This window comes from Saccharopolyspora griseoalba (assembly GCF_042665275.1).
Taxonomy (GTDB): Bacteria; Actinomycetota; Actinomycetes; order Mycobacteriales; family Pseudonocardiaceae; genus Saccharopolyspora; species Saccharopolyspora griseoalba.
The window spans coordinates 187,318-204,912 of the sequence record NZ_JBHTCJ010000005.1 but is presented as its reverse complement, the minus strand read 5'-3'; the positions used below and the strand labels follow the sequence as shown (position 1 = coordinate 204,912).

Genomic DNA, 17,595 nt, shown 5'->3' with positions numbered 1-17,595 from the left:
AGGCCCGAACTACGTGGCCGGTATCGCAGGGGGCGGCGCCGCCGCCCAGTCCGGAGATCAACCTCAGACCGCTACCGCTCAGTCGAAGGTCGTCGTCCCCGACGAGGCCGTTCTGACGCTGGTCGGGACCCGGGACGAGAACCTGCGGGTCATCGAGGACATGCTCACCGCCGACGTGCACGTCCGGGGCAACGAGGTGACGCTGTCGGGTGACCCCGCCGAGGTCGCGTTCGCCGAGCGGGTCTTCGCCGAGCTCATCGCGCTGGTCGGCAAGGGCGGGCCGGTCACCCCGGACGCCGTGCGCCGCAGCGTCGGCATGCTCGCGGCGGACCACGACGAGTCGCCCGCCGACGTGCTCAGCATGGACATCGTGTCCAAGCGCGGTCGCACGATCCGCCCGAAGACGCTCAACCAGAAGCGCTACGTCGAGGCCATCGACGACCACACGGTGGTGTTCGGGATCGGTCCCGCCGGTACCGGCAAGACCTACCTGGCCATGGCCAAGGCCGTGCAGGCGCTGCAGTCCAAGCAGGTCAACCGGATCATCCTGACCCGCCCGGCGGTCGAGGCGGGCGAGCGCCTGGGCTTCCTGCCCGGCTCGCTGTACGAGAAGATCGACCCCTACCTGCGGCCGCTGTACGACGCGCTGCACGACATGGTCGACCCGGCGTCGGTCCCGCGCCTGACCCAGGCGGGCACGATCGAGATCGCCCCCCTGGCGTACATGCGGGGACGCACCCTGAACGACGCCTTCATCATCCTCGACGAGGCGCAGAACACCACGCCCGAGCAGATGAAGATGTTCCTGACCCGGCTGGGCTTCGGCTCGAAGATCGTGGTGACCGGCGACGTCACCCAGATCGACCTGCCCGGCGGGCAGCGCAGCGGGCTGAAGATGGTGCAGGAGATCCTCGGCGACGTCGACGACGTGCACTTCTCCCTGCTGGAAAGCCAGGACGTGGTCCGGCACCGGCTGGTGACCGACATCGTCGACGCCTACGACCGCTGGCAGGCACGCCAGGACAACGAGCAGCAGCAGGACCGGCGCCGCAACGGCCAGCGACGAGGACGAGAATGACCATCGAGATCGCCAACGAATCCGGCGTCGCGGTCCCCGAGGCGACCATCGTCTCGTGCGCGCGCTTCGCCCTGGACAAGATGAACGTCAGCCAGCTCGCCGAGCTGTCCATCGTGCTGGTGGACCTCGACGTGATGGCCGACCTGCACGAGCGGTGGATGGACCTGCCCGGTCCCACCGACGTGATGTCCTTCCCCATGGACGAGTACGACTCGGCTCGCCGTCCGGACGCCGCGGGCTCCGGGCCCGCGCTGCTCGGCGACATCGTCCTGTGCCCGGCGTTCGCCAAGGACCAGGCCAAGAAGGCCGGGCACAGCACGCTCGACGAGCTGCACCTGCTCACCGTGCACGGCGTGCTGCACATCCTCGGCTACGACCACGCGGAGCCGGAGGAGGAGCGCGAGATGTTCGGCCTGCAGAACCGCATCCTCGCCGAGTTCCGCGAGGCGCGGGACGAGGCGGAGCGGGAGCAGGCCCAGCGCAGCGCCGACGACAAGGTGCTCGGCGCGGTCGGGCTCGACGACCCCGACTCCGGTCCCGCGAAGTAAGGAGGGCCGGTGACCGGTTCCACCGCGTTCTTGGTGCTCGCGGTGCTGCTGGTGCTCGCCGCCGGGGTCTTCGCGGCCTCCGAGGCGGCGATCAGCGCCGGTTCGCAGGCCCGGGCGAAGGAGCTCGCCAGGGAGGGCCGCGCCGGGGCCGGCCAGCTCGCCCAGCTGCTGGGCGACCGCCCGCGGCACGTCAACCTGCTGCTCCTGCTCCGGTTGACCTGCGAGATGGGCGCCACGGTGCTGGTCACGGTGGTGGCGCTGCGGATCGCCGAGTCGGAGAACTGGGCGCTGGTCGTCGCCGTGCTGATCATGCTGGTGATCTCCTACGTGGTCGTCGGCGTCGGCCCGCGCACCCTGGGCAGGCAGCACCCGTACGGCATCGGGGTCAAGATCGCCGCGCCGGTGCGCGTGCTGGCCCGCGTGCTCAACCCGCTGACCCGGTTGCTGATCCTGATCGGCAACATGATCACCCCGGGCAAGGGCTTCCGGGAGGGGCCGTTCTCCACCGAGGTCGAGCTGCGCGAGCTGGTCGACCTGGCGGGCGAGCGCGGCGTGGTGGCCGCGGGCGAGCGCGAGATGATCCACTCGGTCTTCGAGCTCGGCGACACCCTTGCCCGCGAGGTGATGGTGCCCCGCACCGAGATCATCTGGATCGAGCAGAGCAAGTCCGCGCGGCAGGCGCTGGCGCTGTGCCTGCGCTCCGGGTTCTCCCGCGTTCCGGTGATCGGCGAGAGCGTCGACGACATCGTGGGCGTGGTGACGCTCAAGGACCTCACGCAGGCGATGCTGACCGCCTCCGGCACGCCGGTGCCGACGATGACCGAGCTCATGCGCGAGGCCAGCTTCGTCCCCGACACCAAGCGGCTCGACGAGCTGCTGCGCGAGATGCAGCTGTCCCGCAGCCACCTGGCCATCGCCGTCGACGAGTACGGCGGGACGGCCGGGCTGCTGACCATCGAGGACATCGTCGAGGAGATCGTCGGGGAGATCACCGACGAGTCCGACCTGGAGGAGCACCGGCCGGTCGAGCACCTCGACGACGGCACGGTGCGGGTGAGCTCGCGGCTGCCGGTGGCCGACCTCGGCGAGCTGTTCGGCGTCGAGCTCGACGACTCGGACGTGGAGACCGCGGGCGGGCTGCTGGCCCAGCGGCTGGGCCGGGTGCCGCTGCCGGGGGCCGAGGCCGAGATCGCCGGGCTGCGGTTGCGCGCCGAGGGCGGCAAGGACCACCGCGGCCGGATCCGCATCAACGCGCTGCTGGTCCGGCCGGTGAACACAGATCAAGCACCGCTGCGCGGTGCCGACCAGGAGGGAACCAACACTCGTGGCTGAGCACGTCGAACAGGCGGCCCCGCAGGAGCTCGACGCCGAGGACGCCAAGATCGTCACGCTCGCGCGGTCGGCGCGCGCCCGCAACGGCGCGGCCGAGGGCGCCGCGGTCCGCGACACCGACGGTCGCACCTACGCGGCCACCACCGTGGACCTCCCCTCGCTGCGGCTCACCGCCCTGCAGGCCGCCGTGGCGGCCGCGGTGTCCAGCGGCGCCGAGGGGCTGGAGGCCTCCGCGGTGGTCACCGACGCCGCGGAGCTGGGCCACGACTCGATCGCCGCGGCGCACGACATGACCCGGAACTCCCCGGTCATCCGGGCCAACGCCAAGGGCGAGCCCCAGGGCGTCGTCGGGGCGTAGCGGCTCGGCCGGGAACCGCGCCGAGCGCGGTTCCCGGCCGAAGCGCCGGGCCGGGCCCTTCCGCGCCTGCTCGGGCGGGCCGTCACAATGGTGAGGTGAGCACCGAAGATGCGCACCGTTCCGGTTTCACGTGTTTCGTCGGTCGGCCCAACGCCGGGAAGTCGACGCTGACGAACAGCCTGGTCGGAACCAAGGTCGCGATCACCTCCAGCAAGCCCCAGACCACCCGGCACGCCATCCGCGGCATCCTGCACCGGCCGGACGCCCAGCTGATCGTCGTCGACACGCCCGGTCTGCACCGCCCCCGCACGCTGCTCGGCCGCAGGCTCAACGACCTGGTCTACGAGACCTGGTCGGAGGTCGACGTCGTCGGGTTCTGCGTGCCCGCGGACCAGAAGATCGGCCCCGGGGACAAGTTCATCGCCGAGGAGCTCAAGAAGGTCGCCCGGCGCACCCCGGTGATCGGCGTGGTCACCAAGACCGACCTGGTCGGCAAGCAGCAGGTCGCCGAGCAGCTGCTCGCGCTGCAGCAGCTGATGGACTTCGCCGAGCTGATCCCGGTCTCGGCCAAGGACTCCTTCCAGGTCGAGGAGCTCGCCGACGTGCTGGTCAAGCAGCTGCCGGAGGGCCCGCAGCTCTACCCGGACGGCGACATCACCGACGAGCCGGAGACGACCCTGATCGCCGAGCTGGTCCGGGAAGCGGCCCTGGAGGGCGTGCGCGACGAGCTGCCGCACTCGCTGGCGGTGACCATCGAGGAGATGGCCCCGCGCGAGGGCCGCGAGGACCTGCTGGACGTGCACGCGGTCATCCACGTCGAGCGCAACAGCCAGAAGGCCATCGTGATCGGGCGCGGCGGCGAGCGGCTGCGCAACGTCGGTTCCGAGGCGCGCAGGCAGATCCAGGCGCTGCTGGGCAGCAAGATCTACCTGGACCTGCACGTCAAGATCGCCAAGGACTGGCAGCGCGACCCCAAGCAGCTGCGCAAGCTCGGGTTCTGAAGCCCCTGGGGCACCGCGTCGCTCGGACGGAGATCACACCCGGTCCTGGTTTTGCCCGAAACCGGCCGCGCGGGGGTCGCGTCTGAAGTACGTTCCGGTCCGGCGCGGACGCCCGGCGGAACGGCGTTCGCAACCCCGATGACGAAGGACTCCTGACGTGACCAACCCCTACGGCCCGCCACCCGGACCGCAGCAGCCCCACGGCGGCCCGCCCTCGGGTCCGCAGCCGCAGCAGCCCTACGGTCCGCCGTCGGGCCCGCAGCCGCAGCAGCCCTACCCGGGCTACCCGCAGCCGTCGTTCGGCCCGATGGGCGCGGGCCCGGCCGGGGTGCTCGCGGAGTGGGGCACGCGGGCGGTCGGGTACCTGATCGACGGCGCCATCCCGATGGCGATGGTCTTCGTGCTGTACCTGATCGGCGGTGGAGCGATGGCCGGGATCATCGCGGCCAACGGGGACAGCCAGAGCCCTCCGGTCAGCTTCTGGATCCTGATCGTGTTCATGGCCCTGGCCTACCTGGCGATCGTGGGCTTCAGCATCTGGAACCTCTGCTACCGGCGGGGCACCACCGGGCAGACGCTGGGCCAGAAGTACATGAAGATCAAGACGGTCTCGGAGCAGACCGGGCAGCCGATCGGGTTCGGCTACGCCTTCCTGCGGCAGATCGTGCACATCGTCGACTCGATCATCTGCGGCCTGCCCATCGGCTGGCTCGCCCCGCTGTGGGACGAGAAGAAGCAGACCTGGGCGGACAAGATCATGAGCACCGTGGTGGTGCACCTCGACGGCCCGGGCTCGATGCCGCACGGCCAGGTGCCGGGCGCCCCGGGCATGCCGCCGCAGGGCGGCTACCCGCCCGCACCGGGTCAGCCGCCGCAGGGCGGTTTCCCGCCGCCCGGCCAGCCGCCGTTCGGGCGGCCTCCGCAGTGACCTGTGCGGCCGGCCTCGGCATTCGCCGCGGCCGGCCGCTTCGCTTCGACCGACCAGGGGGGACAGCGCGATGACCGACGAGCCCGCACCGCGCGGCGAGCAGCCGCAGCACCCGCAGCTGCAGGGCGCGGAGTACCCGCAGGGGCAGTACCCGCAGCCGCAGTTCGACTTCGTGCCGCAGCCGCCGATGCCGATCAAGAACCACATCGGCTGGGCGATCGCGGGGATGCTGCTGTTCTGGCCGCTGGGCATCCCGGCCCTGGTGAAGTGCGTCGAGGTGGCGCCGCTGTGGTACCAGGGCAACTACCGGGGTGCCGAGGACTCCTCGCGCGCCGCGAAGAGCTGGGGCAAGGCCGGGGTCATCGCCGGCGGCGTGCTCTACGGCCTGCTGATCCTGCTGATGATCGGGTACGTGATCTTCATGATCTTCCTGTTCGGCCAGATGCGGCAGGAAATGCAGCAGTGATGGTCACCGCTCGCGCCCGGGCGATGCGGATGCCCGCGGCGACGGTGCTCGCCGGCGTCGCGGCCATCGGTGCGGTGCTGGCGGCCGACCCGACCTCGGAGTCGGGGATCTGGCTGCCGCCTTGCCCGATCGAGGCGCTCACCGGGCTGGACTGCCCGGGCTGCGGCGGGACCCGCGCGGTGTGGAGCCTGCTGCACGGCGATCTGCCGACCGCGCTGGACTACAACGCGGTCGCGGTGCTGCTCCTGCCGGTCGCGCTGGGACTGTGGGGCGCGTGGGTGGTGGGCCGCTGGCGCGGCGCGCCACCGCGCTTCCCGCGCTGGCGCGGCACCCCGTTCGTCCTGCTGGGCCTCGCCGCGGCGTGGATGGTGCTCCGCAACCTGCCGTTCCCGCCGTTCACCGCGCTGCGCGCGTAGGAGCGGCGGGGCCTCCCCGCGGCGAGGCCCGCGCGTCAGTGCGTCTCGAACGACGACGTCACGGCGCCGATCGCGATGAGCGCGATGAACAGCAGCCACAGCCCGAACAGCGCCCACCCGACGATGACGCCGGTCAGGGCCATGCCGCGGCCGAGCTGCTGCTGCGGGGCCTTCTTGATCTGGCTCAGCGCCACGTGCCCGAGGATCGCGCCGACCGGTCCGATCAGCAGCGCCCCGTAGCAGGTGATCAGCGCGCCGAGGGACACGCACATGGACGCGATCGCCAGGCCGTTGTTCCGCGGCGGCATCGGCATCCCCGGATAGCCCTGCGGGTACGCGCCGTACTGCGGGTACTGCTGGTACGGGTCTTGACCGTACGGATTGCTCATCGAATTCCTTCCCCAGGCTTGATCACCGAGATTATCCACGCCGACTCGGGATGAATCCGAGGAACGTGGCAAACCGCTCGTGGTGATCCGGTGAAGCGCGGCGCGGCGAGGTGGGAAGATGGTCGGGTGAGCCTCTACCGGGATACCGCAGTGGTGCTGCGGGTGCAGAAGCTGGGCGAGGCGGATCGGATCATCACGCTGCTCAGCCGCCGCTACGGCAAGCTGCGCGCGGTCGCCAAGGGCGTGCGCCGCACGACCTCGCGGTTCGGGGCGCGCGTCGAACCGTTCTGCCACGTCGACGTGCAGCTCTACACCGGGCGCACGCTGGACGTGATCACCCAGGTGCAGACCATCGACGCCTTCGGCGTGCACATCGTCGACGACTACCAGCGCTACACCGCGGCGTGCGCGGTGCTGGAGACGGTCGACCGGCTGGCCGCCGAGGAGGGCGAGCCGGTGCTGCGGCTGTACCTGCTGGCCGTGGGCGCGCTGCGCGCGCTGGCCGGGCGGGAGCGCGACGCCTCCCAGGTGCTCGACGCCTTCCTGCTGCGCGCGATGGCGTTCGCGGGTTGGGCGCCCGCGCTGACCGAGTGCGCCCGCTGCGGCGCGAGCGGCCCGCACGCGACGTTCAACGTGCAGGGCGGGGGAGCGGTGTGCCCGGAGTGCCGCCCGGCGGGCTCGGTGCGGCCCTCGCAGCACACGCTGCCGCTGATGGAGGCCCTGCTGCACGGCGACTGGGACGCCGCGGAGGAGGCGGCGGGCCCGGTGCGGCGGGAGGCCAGCGGGCTGATCGCCGCGCACCTGCAGTGGTACATGGAGCGGCAGCTGCGCTCGCTGCCGTTGGTGGAGCGCACCGTGCCGGAGCTGATCCGCGAGCGCGCGGCCGACGCGGAGCTGGTCGAAGCGGCGACCGACGGGCGATGAATCGATCGGCGCGCTCGACCGGGACAATGGGACCGCACCTCGAGCACGTCCGAAGGAGAACCGAGCTATGTTGCGACGCCGTGGGCGGGGCAAGGACGACCCCACCGTCAAGGCGCCGGATCCGCACCCGACCGGGGCGGAGCCGCCGGCGCTGCCCCAGGAGTTCGTGCCCAACCACGTCGCGATCGTGATGGACGGCAACGGGCGCTGGGCCAACGAGCGCGGTCTCCCCAGGGTCGAGGGGCACAAGCGCGGCGAGGCCGTGGTGCTGGAGCTGGCCAAGGGCGCCATCGAGATCGGCGTCAAGTGGCTGTCGCTGTACGCGTTCTCCACGGAGAACTGGAAGCGCAGCCCCGAGGAGGTCCGCTTCCTGATGGGCTTCAACCGCGACGTGATCGCGCGCCGCGTGGACGAGCTCGACGAGATGGGCGTGCGGGTGCGCTGGGCGGGGCGCAAGCCGAAGCTGTGGCGCAGCGTGGTCAACACGCTGCAGGCGGCCGAGGAGCGCACCCGCGGCAACGAGGTCATGAACCTGACGATGTGCGTCAACTACGGTGGGCGGGCCGAGGTCGGCGATGCGGCGCGGGAGATCGCGCGGCTGGCCGCGGCGGGCAAGATCAACCCGGAGCGGGTCGACGAGAGGACCATCGCCAAGCACCTTTACCAGCCGGAAATGCCGGACGTGGACCTGTTCATCCGCCCGTCCGGCGAGGAGCGCACGTCGAACTTCATGCTCTGGCAGTCCGCCTACGCCGAGTTCGTCTTCCAGGACACGCTGTTCCCGGACGTCGACCGGACGCACCTGTGGGCTGCGTGCGAGAAGTACGCGCGCCGGGATCGCCGCTTCGGCGGTGCCATCGACAAGGCGGCGGCCACCGCGGCCGCCCCGGAGGACGATTGATGACTCAAGAGGCCGCAACCACCGCGCGGTTGATGACCGCGGCCAAGGAAGCGCTGGAGAGCTACCACGACGTGCACGTCGACGACGACGGCGCGCTGACCTTCCGGCATTCCGACGTGCCGTGCGCGGTCCAGGCCATGCAGCTCGCCGAGGGCCTGACCGTGCTGAGCCTGACCTGCGTGGTGGCCTGGGACCTGCCCGCGGAGGACGACCTGGCCCTGTCGGTGGCAGAACGCGCCGGGCAGGGCCTCTTCGGGACCCTGGGCGTGGTGCGCACCGAGCGGGGCATGGACGTGACCCTGCGGTACGCCTTCCCCGCCGAGGGCATGGACCCGTCACCGCTGGGCACCCTGCTGATGCTGGTGGTGGCCACCGCCTCCCAGCTGCGCACCGAGCTCCTCGAGACCGAGGGCGCCTGAGCAGTTCGGCCGGAAACCACACCCCCGCCGCCGGGGTGTGGTTTCCGACCGAACTGCCGCGCCACCTGCTCGGGTGATGCAGCGGCGTGTTGGTCATGCCGCCGACCAGCGCTTTCGCGGCGCCCTGCTCGGCCGGCCTCGGTCGCGAGGGCGGTGCTGGCAGGATCTCCGGCGTGACCGACCTCGTCGACCCGCCCAGGACGCGACGACCCGCGATCACCTCGCTGGAGGTGCTGTGCGGGCTGCTCGTGCTGGCCATGCTGTTCCAGGGCAGGCTTGCCGCGCTGCTGGACGTGCCCGCGCTGCGCACCGGCTCGACGATCTTCGTCGCGGTGTGCGTGCAGGCCATGCCGTTCCTGGTGTTCGGCGTGCTGGTCAGCGGGCTGATCGCGGCCTTCGTGCCGCCCGCGGCGCTGCGCCGCGCGCTTCCCGGCAGACCCGCGGCGGCGGTGCCGGTGGCCGGTGTGGCGGGCCTGGCGCTGCCGGGCTGCGAGTGCGCCTCGGTGCCGGTGGCCCGCAGGCTGATCCAGCAGGGCGTGCTCCCGGCCGCCGCGTTCACCTTCCTGCTGGCCGCCCCCGCGGTGAACCCGGTCGTGCTGGTGTCCACCGCGGTCGCCTTCCCGGCCGAGCCGCGCATGGTGCTGGCGCGCTTCCTGGCCTCGCTGCTGACCGCCTGCGCGATGGGCTGGCTGTGGGCGCGGCTGGGGCGGGCCGAATGGCTGGCCGAGCGGGTGCTGCGCCGCGTCGAGTGCCACGCCTCGGGCGGCAGCCGCTGGGCGGCGTTCACCGAATCCGCGCGGCACGACCTGGTCGAGGCCGGTGGGTTCCTGGTGCTCGGCGGGCTGGCCTCGGCGGTGTTCAACGTGCTGGTGCCCGCGGCCTGGATGGAGAGCCTCGGCGGTCAGCTGCTGCTGGGCGTGCTGGTGATGGCGGTGCTGGCGGTGGTGCTCGCGCTGTGCAGCGAGGCCGACGCCTTCGTGGTCGCCTCGATGCCCGGGCTGCCGCTGACCGCGAAGCTGGTGTTCCTGGTCGTGGGGCCCGCGGTGGACATCAAGCTGATCGCCCTGCAGTCCGGCGCGTTCGGCCGCCGGTTCGCGGCCCGCTTCGCGCCCGCGACGTTCCTGGTGGCCGTCGGATCCGCGTGCGCGGTGGGCGCAGCGCTGCTGGGAGGTGCCTGATGCGCCGGGAGACCCAGAACATCCTGCTGCTGCTCTTCGGCGGAGCGCTGCTCAAGATCGCGCTGACCGGCACCTACCTGCGCTACGTCAAGCCGTCGCTGCTGCCGTGGTTGGTCGTGGCGGCCGCGGTGATGATCGCGCTCGCGGGCATCGCCATCGCCCGGGACATCCGGGGCGGTCTGGTCGGCGGCGAGCACGGCACCCGCAGCCCGGCGCTGCTCGCCCTGCCGGTGTTCGCGATCTTCCTGGTCGCCCCGCCCGCCCTGGGCGCGGACTCGGTGGCCAGGGACACCGTCAGCGCTCCCGCCGAACCCGCCGAGTCGCACTTCCCGGAGCTGCCGCCGGGCGAACCGCTGCTGCCGGTCTCGGAGTTCGTCACCCGGGCGGTCTGGGACACCACCGGCGAGCTCGACGGGCGCACCGTGCGGCTGCGCGGGTTCGTGGTGCACCCGCAACCGGGTCGCACGCAGCTGGCCAGGATGCGCATCAGCTGCTGCGCGGCCGACGCATCCCCGGTCGTGGTCGAGCTGGCCGCACCGCGGGCCGCGGCGCTGCCCGAGGACACCTGGCTGGAGGTCACCGGCCGGTTGCGCCCCGGCTCGCCGACGCCGGACAACGACTACGTGCCCACCTTCGAGCCGAGCGAATTGCGCCCGATCGAAGCGCCCCGCGATCCGTACGAGTCCTAGCCCCCGCTGCCCGCGGCGCGCAGGTCCGCTGGGCGGGACGACCCGCCCAACGGCTCCCGGCCGATCACAGGCCCTTGGCGGTGCAGTCCGGGCAGGTCCCGACGATCTCCACGGTGTGGCTGACGTTGGAGAAGCCGTGCTCCTGGCCGATGCGCTCGGCCCAGTTCTCCACCGGCGGGTCGGCGACCTCGACGGTCCGGCTGCACTCGCGGCACAGCAGGTGATGGTGGTGGTGGCTGGAGCAGCGGCGGTAGACCGACTCGCCCTGCGGGTTGCGCAGCACGTCGACCTCGCCGGCGTCGGCGAGCGTCTGCAACGTGCGGTAGACGGTGGTCAGGCCGATGCCCTCGCCCTGCCGCCGCAGCTCCTCGTGCAGTTCCTGGGCCGAGCGGAAGTCGTTGACCTGGTCCAGCAGGTTCGACACCGCGGCCCGTTGCTTGGTGGCCCGCAGGCCGGGTACGCCAACCGCGGGTTCCTGGCCGGTCGTCACGCTGTCTCCGTATCCTCGCCGTTTCCGTCGTCCGCGCCGCGGGCGATCTCCTCGGAGTGCGCCACGGCGTCCACCACGATATGCGCCAGGTGTTCGTCGACGAGCCGGTACACCACCTCGCGGCCGTGCCGTTCGCCGAAGACCACGCCGGCCGACTTCAGCACCCGCAGGTGCTGGCTGATCAGGGGTTGCGCCACGCCCAGCGAGTCCACCAGCTCGTGCACGCAGCGGTCGGCCTCCCGCAGCTGCAGCACGATGGCGATGCGCACCGGCGCGGCCAGCGCGCGCAGCAGCTCCCCGGCGTCGTGCAGGGTCCGCTGGTCGCGGGCCGGGGCTGGTCGGGCGGCGCGCTCGGGGGAGTGAACGTGCTCCTCTGGCCGGTCCGCGGCCGGCCGGGGCGGGGTGGACTCCGGGCTGACCGCAGGCATCGCTTCCTTCCCGGCGGGCGGCTCCGCCCGCCTGAACGCCATGACGTTCTGCTCCGACCATCCTACGGGTAAGCGCGGGCCTCCCCGCAGGATCGAGTCCTCCGGGCCAGCGCAGTGCGGCCCCGGCCGGGCAGCCAGGACCGGGCGCGAGCCCGCCGGGGCGTGGTCGGTACGCTGGGAAACTCCAGCCCGACCAGCTGGTTCGACGTATCCAGTGATTATTCCGGAGTGAACGTGCCCGCCGACCAGATCGACACGATCGTCAACCTCTGCAAGCGCCGTGGTTTCGTCTACCCGTCGGGTGAGATCTACGGCGGTACCCGGTCGGCCTGGGACTACGGACCGCTCGGCGTCGAGCTCAAGGACAACATCAAGCGCCAGTGGTGGAAGCACATGGTGCAGGGCCGCGACGACGTCGTCGGCCTGGACTCCTCGGTGATCCTGCCCCGCCAGGTCTGGGAGGCCTCCGGGCACGTCAACGCGTTCAACGACCCGCTGGTGGAGTGCACCTCCTGCCACCGGCGCTTCCGCGCCGACCAGCTCGCCGAGGAGTACACCGAGCGGACCGGCAAGGAGGCCAGCGAGGACGATCTCACCGACGTCCCCTGCCCGAACTGCGGGAACCGCGGCGAGTACACCGAGCCGCGCGAGTTCAACATGATGCTCAAGACCTTCCTGGGCCCGGTGGAGTCCGAGGAGGGCCTGCACTACCTGCGCCCGGAGACCGCGCAGGGCATCTTCGTGAACTTCGCCAACGTGATGACCACGGCGCGCAAGAAGCCGCCGTTCGGCATCGGGCAGATCGGCAAGTCGTTCCGCAACGAGATCACGCCGGGCAACTTCATCTTCCGGACCCGCGAGTTCGAGCAGATGGAGATGGAGTTCTTCGTCGAGCCCGGCGAGGACGAGCAGTGGCACCAGTACTGGATCGACGAGCGCATGAAGTGGTACGCCGAGCTGGGCATCAGCAAGGACAACCTGCGCGAGTACGAGCACCCGCAGGACAAGCTGTCGCACTACTCCAAGCGCACCGTCGACATCGAGTACCGGTTCCGCTTCGGCGGTCAGGAGTGGGGCGAGCTGGAGGGCATCGCCAACCGCACCGACTTCGACCTGTCGACGCACTCGAACCACTCGGGCGTGGACCTGAGCTACTTCGACCAGGCCAGCAACTCCCGCTTCCGGCCCTACGTCATCGAGCCCGCGGCCGGTGTGGGGCGCCCGATGATGGCGTTCCTGATCGACGCCTACACCGAGGACGAGGCCCCGAACGCCAAGGGCGGCGTGGACAAGCGCGTGGTGCTCAAGCTGGACCGGCGCCTGGCCCCGGTCAAGGTCGCGGTGCTGCCGCTGTCGCGCAACTCCGACCTCTCGCCGAAGGCGAAGGACATCTCGGCGATGCTGCGGCGCAACTGGAACGTCGACTTCGACGACGCCGGTGCGATCGGCCGCCGCTACCGCAGGCAGGACGAGGTCGGCACGCCGTTCTGCGTCACGGTCGACTTCGACACCCTGTCCGACCACGCGGTCACGGTGCGCGAGCGGGACACGATGAGCCAGGAGCGGGTGGCCGTCGACAAGCTCGAGGAGTACCTGGCCACCCGCCTGATCGGTTGCTGAGGCCCGCAGCGGCCCCGGTGCCCGCCGCGGGCGCCGGGTCGACCGGACCCGAGTCTGCGAGGATGCCGCGGTGAGTCGTCCCCCCGCGTACCGCTCCCGATCCGGCCGGCTGCTGCGGCGCGCGCTGGCCGGAGCGCTGTTAGTCGCGCTGCTGGTGGTGGGCGGCACCGCGTTCCGCGTCTGGCAGGTGGCCCGCGTGGATCAGCGCCAGCCGGTGGACGTGAGCGTGGTGCTCGGCGCCGCGCAGTACCACGGCGAGCCCTCGGACGTCCTCGAAGCGCGGCTGCGGCACGCGCTCAAGCTCTACGAGGACGGCGTGACCGACCACATCATCACCGTGGGCGGCCGCAAGTCCGGTGACGCCTACACCGAGGCCGAGGCGGGCAAGGAGTGGCTCGTCGAGCACGACGTGCCGTCCTCGAAGATCGTCGACGTGGACACCGGCAGCGACACGCTGGGCAGCCTGGAGGCGGTGGCCGAGGTCGCGCGGCAGCACAGCTGGACCTCCGCGCTGATCGTCAGCGACCCGTGGCACTCGCTGCGCTCGCGCACGATGGCCAACGACATGGGCCTGGACGCCTACGCCTCGCCGGCTCGCACCGGCCCGGTGGTGCAGACCCGCGACATCCAGACGCGCTACATCGTGCGCGAGACCGCGGCCCTGCTGTACTACCGCCTCACCCACGCACCGGCCGAGATCAGCGGGGCCGGGCTGGGGTGAACCGGCGCGGAACCCGGAGCGCCCCGGCGCGCTCCGGGCGGAAAACACCGCGCCGCGGAAGTACCCGGTGTCGTGGTGAGCGCCTAGCCTTTGGGCGATGAGGTCCGAGATCCCGGCCGGGTACGGCGAGCACGACCTGCAGCGGCTGCTGCCCGAGGCGCCGAAGGGCTCGCTGCCCGACGGCGCGCGCCCGGACGACCGCACCCCGTTCGAGCACGACCGCGCGCGGGTCCTGCACTCCGCCGCGCTGCGCCGATTGGCCGGCAAGACGCAGGTCGTCGGTCCCTTCGAGAGCGTCGACGAGCCCAGCCCCACTCGGGAGCCGCGCACCCGGCTGACGCATTCGCTGGAGGTCGCGCAGATCGGTCGGGGGCTGGCCTCGGCGCTGGGCTGCGATCCCGACGTGGTCGACACCGCGGGCATGGCGCACGACATCGGCCACCCCCCGTTCGGCCACAACGGCGAGGCCGCGCTCGACGCGCTGGCCGCGGCGCACGGCGGCTTCGAGGGCAACGCGCAGACGCTGCGGATCCTCACCCGGCTGGAGCCGAAGATCACCGATTCCGGTGGGATCGGCCGCGGGCTGAACCTGACCCGGGCGTGCTTGGACGCGGCGACCAAGTACCCGTGGCCCAAGCGCGACGGCGAGACCAAGTTCGGCGTCTACGCCGAGGACATGGGGGTCTTCGAATGGCTCCGCGCGGGCGCCCCCGCGGGGCGGCGCTGCTTGGAGGCGCAGGTCATGGACTGGGCCGACGACGTGGCGTACTCGGTGCACGACGTCGAGGACGGGGTGATCTCCGGGCGCATCTCGCTGCGGTCGCTGACCAGCCCCGCCGAGCGGGCCGAGATCGCCGAGGAGGCCGACACCCGCTTCCTGGGCGGCAACGGGGACAAGGGCCTGCTGGAGAAGGCCGCCGCGGACCTGGTGAGCTGGCCGGTGGTGGAGGCGGTGCTGGACTACGATCACAGCTTCACCGCGCAGGTCGCGCTCAAGCGGCTGACCAGCGAGCTGGTCGGGCGCTTCGTGGCCGCCGCGGTGACCGGCACGGTCCAGCGGTACGGGCCGGGGCTGACCCGATACGCCGCCGACCTGGTCGTTCCGGAGGAGGTGGCAGCCGAGGTGACGGTGCTCAAGGCCGTCGCGGTGCGCTACGTGCTGCGGCGGGCGAAGCACCGCGCGAAGGTCGAGCGGCAGCGCGCGCTGCTCGCCGAGCTGTTCGAGGCGCTGGTCCGGCGAGCTCCCGACTCGCTCGACCCGGCGATGCGCGATGCCTTTTCGCGCGCTTCGGACGATTCGTCCCGGTTTCGGGTGGTTCTGGACCAGGTCGCGTCGCTGACCGATGCACAGGCCGTGTCCTGGCACGAACAACATGTACTCAACGTGTCCGCGACGATGTGACCTTCACCTATGTGGGGTGACTCGATCTCGCCCCGCTTGGAGGATATGCACGCAGAGTGTCGATGCTCGGTAGGGTGTCGACGCCAGACCCCGATCCCCGTTGGGCGGTCCGGCTTCGCAGCGCCGGACGGCCGGCGGCCCGGCCTCCCCGAAAACCGGGTCGCGAGGAGAACCCCGATGCGCAACCGGCACTACATCCAGAAGCTCGTCGTGGGCGGCGAGCCGTACGTCAACTCCGACAACCTCGCCGACTGGATCAAGGACCTGCGCTGGCAGGACCCCGCAGCCCAGGAGGCCGCCGACTACATCGCCCAGGAGCTCCGCCTCATGGGGCTGTCGGACATCGAGGAATCCCTCCGCTGACCCCGGCGGCCCGCGCACCCCGCCCGGGAAAACCGGGGAGAGCGCGCGAGGCCGATCGGGGTGGCCGAAGCGGCGCGTCTGGCAGACTCGGTGTCGGCCGAAGCCTTGCCGAACGCGGAACGGAGTCCTGCGGACGTGCGCCATCACCTCGACTTCACCCTCGCCCTGCACCACGCGTTGGCCCCGGCCGGTGACCAGGACTTCTGCTGGTCGCCGTACTCGGTGAGCAGCGCGCTGGGCCTGGCGGCCACCGCGACCGGCGGCAAGACCCGCGAGCAGATCGTCAGCGCGCTGCGCGAGGAGCCCGCCGGTCTGCTCGACGTGCTCGTCCCGTCCGCCGAGCTCGCCGCGGGCACCGGCGAGGCCCCGGTGCTGGCGGTGGCCAACACGCTCTGGGCGCACGAGGACCTTCCGGTGGAGGAGTCCTACCGGCTGGCGCTCAAGGACTGGCCGGGCAGCTCGGTGCGCAACGCGCCGTTCCTGGCCGACCCGGAGCGCGCCCGGCAACTGATCAACGCCGACGTCGCCGAGACGACCCGCGAGCTCATCCCCGAGCTGCTGCCCGAGGGATCGGTGCATCCGCGCACCATCGCCGCCCTGGTCAACGCGCTGTACCTGAAGGTCTCCTGGCGCGAGGCCTTCGACACCGCGGACACCGACGAGCAGCCCTTCCACGCACCGCGCGGGCAGCGCGCGGTGCCGACCATGCACGCCACCCGCAACCTCGGCTACGCCGCCGCCGGCGGCTGGCAGGCGGTGAGCCTGCCCGCGGCAGGCGGGGTGGACGCCGTGGTGCTGCTGCCCGACGGCGACCTGGCCGACGCCGAGCGCGAGCTGGACGCCGCCGCGCTCGGCGGGCTGCTGGAGTCCCTGGAGCAGCGGCGGATCGCGCTGTCCCTGCCGAAGTTCAAGGTCACCGGCGGTGCCGAGCTCACCGACCCGCTGGCCGCGCTGGGCGTGCACGAGCTGTTCACCCCGGGCGCGGACTTCTCGCCGCTGACCTCGATGCCGCTGCGGGTGTCCACGGTCGTGCACGAGTCGGTGCTGGACGTCGACGAGAGCGGCCTGGAGGGCGCGGCGGCGACGGCGATGATGATGCGGCTGACCGCGGTCGTGCGCGAACCCGAACCGCTGCGCGTCGAGGTCGACCGGCCGTTCCTGGTGCTGGTCCGGCACCGCAGCACCGGCGCGGTCTACTTCCTGTCCCGCGTCACCGATCCGAGCTGATCTGTCACACCTCGCGACCCCGTCTCGTCCTCCCGGTAGACGGCCCGGAGAGCCCGGGTGGTGCGGAAGGAGCGAGACGATGCAGCTCATCCCCGGCGTGCCCGCGAAGGCGGCCAACCCGCTGGTCAAGCTGTTCTACTGGTACTCCAAGCGGCGCTACGGCGCGGTGCTCGACCCGCTGGCGGTGATGGCGCACCACCCGCGGCTGCTCACCGCGGCGGGGATGGCCGAGGCGGGCGTGGAGAAGGCGGCCACCGCGCTGCCCGCGAGCGTGCGGGAGCTGGCGGTCTACCGGGTGGCCACCCGGCTCGGCTGCTCGTGGTGCGTCGACTTCGGCACGATGCTGCAGCGCAACGAGGGGCTGGACGTCGACCGGCTGAAGGAGATCGACGACTACGCCACCTCGGACAAGTTCACCGAGGTCGAACGGCTGGCCATCGCCTACGCCGATGCCATGACCGCCGAGCCGATGGAGGTGACCGAGGAGCAGGTCGCCGAGCTGGACCGCAGGCTCGGGCACCGGGGCGTGGTCGAGCTGACCTACATGATCTCCGTGGAGAACCAGCGCACCCGCTTCAACCACGCCCTCGGCCTCACCGCCCAGGGCTTCACCAGCGGAGAGGCCTGCCGGGTGCCCTGATCGAGCGCGGGGCGGGCGACTCTTCTCGACGAACGCGGGCCTGGACTCCCATCGAGAACGGATCGCCCGCCCGGCGA

22 protein-coding genes are annotated in these 17,595 nt (G+C 71.8%); 19 read left to right on the top strand and 3 right to left on the bottom strand.

The genetic code is table 11. The annotated features are described in order from the left end of the window. Window positions 1–13 precede the first annotated feature (13 nt). The 8 genes from ACFQRI_RS12150 (at window position 14) to ACFQRI_RS12115 (ending at window position 6,127) form a co-directional block, all read left to right on the top strand. Window positions 14–1,078 carry a PhoH family protein gene (locus ACFQRI_RS12150; protein WP_380667762.1) on the top strand — a complete coding sequence of 355 codons (1,065 nt, stop codon included), beginning with the start codon at window positions 14–16 and terminating at the stop codon, window positions 1,076–1,078. Next, the gene (gene ybeY, locus ACFQRI_RS12145) at window positions 1,075–1,626 is read left to right on the top strand and encodes an rRNA maturation RNase YbeY (protein WP_380667760.1); all 552 of its coding nucleotides are present in this window, start codon (window positions 1,075–1,077) and stop codon (window positions 1,624–1,626) included. The genes ACFQRI_RS12150 and ybeY overlap by 4 nt, the downstream gene beginning before the upstream one ends. Window positions 1,627–1,635: 9 nt before the next feature. After that, window positions 1,636–2,958 carry a hemolysin family protein gene (locus ACFQRI_RS12140; RefSeq protein WP_380667758.1) on the top strand — a complete coding sequence of 441 codons (1,323 nt, stop codon included), beginning with the start codon at window positions 1,636–1,638 and terminating at the stop codon, window positions 2,956–2,958. Further along, window positions 2,951–3,316: a cytidine deaminase gene (locus ACFQRI_RS12135; RefSeq protein WP_380667756.1), complete on the top strand. Its 366-nt coding sequence runs from the start codon at window positions 2,951–2,953 to the stop codon at window positions 3,314–3,316. Before ACFQRI_RS12140 ends, ACFQRI_RS12135 begins: the two co-directional genes overlap by 8 nt. A 95-nt stretch (window positions 3,317–3,411) precedes the next feature. Further along, the gene (era, locus tag ACFQRI_RS12130; RefSeq protein ID WP_380667754.1) at window positions 3,412–4,317 is read left to right on the top strand and encodes a GTPase Era; all 906 of its coding nucleotides are present in this window, start codon (window positions 3,412–3,414) and stop codon (window positions 4,315–4,317) included. 157 nt (window positions 4,318–4,474) lie between these two features. Then, a complete protein-coding gene (locus ACFQRI_RS12125; protein WP_380667752.1) occupies window positions 4,475–5,245 on the top strand; it encodes an RDD family protein in 771 nt (256 codons plus the stop codon). Window positions 5,246–5,315: 70 nt separating this feature from the next. Beyond that, entirely contained in the window at window positions 5,316–5,711 is a 396-nt protein-coding gene (locus ACFQRI_RS12120; RefSeq protein ID WP_380667750.1) for a CD225/dispanin family protein, read from the top strand. Next, a complete protein-coding gene (locus tag ACFQRI_RS12115) occupies window positions 5,711–6,127 on the top strand; it encodes a DUF2752 domain-containing protein (protein ID WP_380667748.1) in 417 nt (138 codons plus the stop codon). Before ACFQRI_RS12120 ends, ACFQRI_RS12115 begins: the two co-directional genes overlap by 1 nt. 35 nt (window positions 6,128–6,162) lie before the next feature. Here ACFQRI_RS12115 and ACFQRI_RS12110 read toward each other — a convergent pair whose 3' ends face one another. Further along, a complete protein-coding gene (locus ACFQRI_RS12110; RefSeq protein ID WP_380667746.1) occupies window positions 6,163–6,516 on the bottom strand; it encodes a DUF4190 domain-containing protein in 354 nt (117 codons plus the stop codon). 126 nt (window positions 6,517–6,642) lie between these two features. On the opposite strand from ACFQRI_RS12110, the gene recO reads away from it, so the two are divergent. From recO to ACFQRI_RS12085, 5 genes are all read left to right on the top strand, one after another. Continuing rightward, a complete protein-coding gene (gene recO, locus ACFQRI_RS12105) occupies window positions 6,643–7,440 on the top strand; it encodes a DNA repair protein RecO (RefSeq protein ID WP_380667744.1) in 798 nt (265 codons plus the stop codon). Window positions 7,441–7,507: 67 nt separating this feature from the next. Beyond that, window positions 7,508–8,341: an isoprenyl transferase gene (locus tag ACFQRI_RS12100; RefSeq protein ID WP_380667742.1), complete on the top strand. Its 834-nt coding sequence runs from the start codon at window positions 7,508–7,510 to the stop codon at window positions 8,339–8,341. Next, on the top strand, window positions 8,341–8,760 hold the full coding sequence (locus ACFQRI_RS12095) for a YbjN domain-containing protein (RefSeq protein WP_380667740.1): 420 nt from the start codon (window positions 8,341–8,343) through the stop codon (window positions 8,758–8,760). Before ACFQRI_RS12100 ends, ACFQRI_RS12095 begins: the two co-directional genes overlap by 1 nt. Window positions 8,761–8,924: 164 nt before the next feature. After that, window positions 8,925–9,938, top strand: a complete 1,014-nt coding sequence (locus ACFQRI_RS12090) for a permease (RefSeq protein ID WP_380668061.1) — start codon at window positions 8,925–8,927, stop codon at window positions 9,936–9,938. Continuing rightward, the gene (locus ACFQRI_RS12085) at window positions 9,938–10,627 is read left to right on the top strand and encodes a TIGR03943 family putative permease subunit (protein WP_380667738.1); all 690 of its coding nucleotides are present in this window, start codon (window positions 9,938–9,940) and stop codon (window positions 10,625–10,627) included. Before ACFQRI_RS12090 ends, ACFQRI_RS12085 begins: the two co-directional genes overlap by 1 nt. Before the next feature lie 64 nt (window positions 10,628–10,691). Here ACFQRI_RS12085 and ACFQRI_RS12080 read toward each other — a convergent pair whose 3' ends face one another. Next, window positions 10,692–11,117 (bottom strand): Fur family transcriptional regulator, encoded by a 426-nt coding sequence (locus tag ACFQRI_RS12080; protein WP_380667736.1) that lies wholly within the window; start codon window positions 11,115–11,117, stop codon window positions 10,692–10,694. Next, on the bottom strand, window positions 11,114–11,545 hold the full coding sequence (locus ACFQRI_RS12075) for an ArsR/SmtB family transcription factor (RefSeq protein WP_380667734.1): 432 nt from the start codon (window positions 11,543–11,545) through the stop codon (window positions 11,114–11,116). The genes ACFQRI_RS12080 and ACFQRI_RS12075 overlap by 4 nt, the downstream gene beginning before the upstream one ends. A gap of 234 nt (window positions 11,546–11,779) precedes the next feature. Here ACFQRI_RS12075 and ACFQRI_RS12070 point away from each other — a divergent pair, with 234 nt between their 5' ends. From ACFQRI_RS12070 to ACFQRI_RS12045, 6 genes are all read left to right on the top strand, one after another. Beyond that, the gene (locus ACFQRI_RS12070; protein WP_380668059.1) at window positions 11,780–13,165 is read left to right on the top strand and encodes a glycine--tRNA ligase; all 1,386 of its coding nucleotides are present in this window, start codon (window positions 11,780–11,782) and stop codon (window positions 13,163–13,165) included. A gap of 70 nt (window positions 13,166–13,235) precedes the next feature. Next, complete coding sequence (locus ACFQRI_RS12065) at window positions 13,236–13,886, top strand: YdcF family protein (RefSeq protein WP_380667732.1); 651 nt, start codon at window positions 13,236–13,238, stop codon at window positions 13,884–13,886. 97 nt (window positions 13,887–13,983) lie between these two features. Continuing rightward, the gene (locus ACFQRI_RS12060; RefSeq protein WP_380667730.1) at window positions 13,984–15,288 is read left to right on the top strand and encodes a deoxyguanosinetriphosphate triphosphohydrolase; all 1,305 of its coding nucleotides are present in this window, start codon (window positions 13,984–13,986) and stop codon (window positions 15,286–15,288) included. A gap of 177 nt (window positions 15,289–15,465) precedes the next feature. Next, the gene (locus ACFQRI_RS12055) at window positions 15,466–15,651 is read left to right on the top strand and encodes a hypothetical protein (RefSeq protein ID WP_380667728.1); all 186 of its coding nucleotides are present in this window, start codon (window positions 15,466–15,468) and stop codon (window positions 15,649–15,651) included. A 135-nt stretch (window positions 15,652–15,786) separates the two neighbouring features. After that, window positions 15,787–16,878: a serpin family protein gene (locus tag ACFQRI_RS12050; RefSeq protein ID WP_380667726.1), complete on the top strand. Its 1,092-nt coding sequence runs from the start codon at window positions 15,787–15,789 to the stop codon at window positions 16,876–16,878. A 79-nt stretch (window positions 16,879–16,957) separates the two neighbouring features. Continuing rightward, window positions 16,958–17,518: a carboxymuconolactone decarboxylase family protein gene (locus tag ACFQRI_RS12045; protein ID WP_380667724.1), complete on the top strand. Its 561-nt coding sequence runs from the start codon at window positions 16,958–16,960 to the stop codon at window positions 17,516–17,518. Window positions 17,519–17,595: the final 77 nt, after the last annotated feature.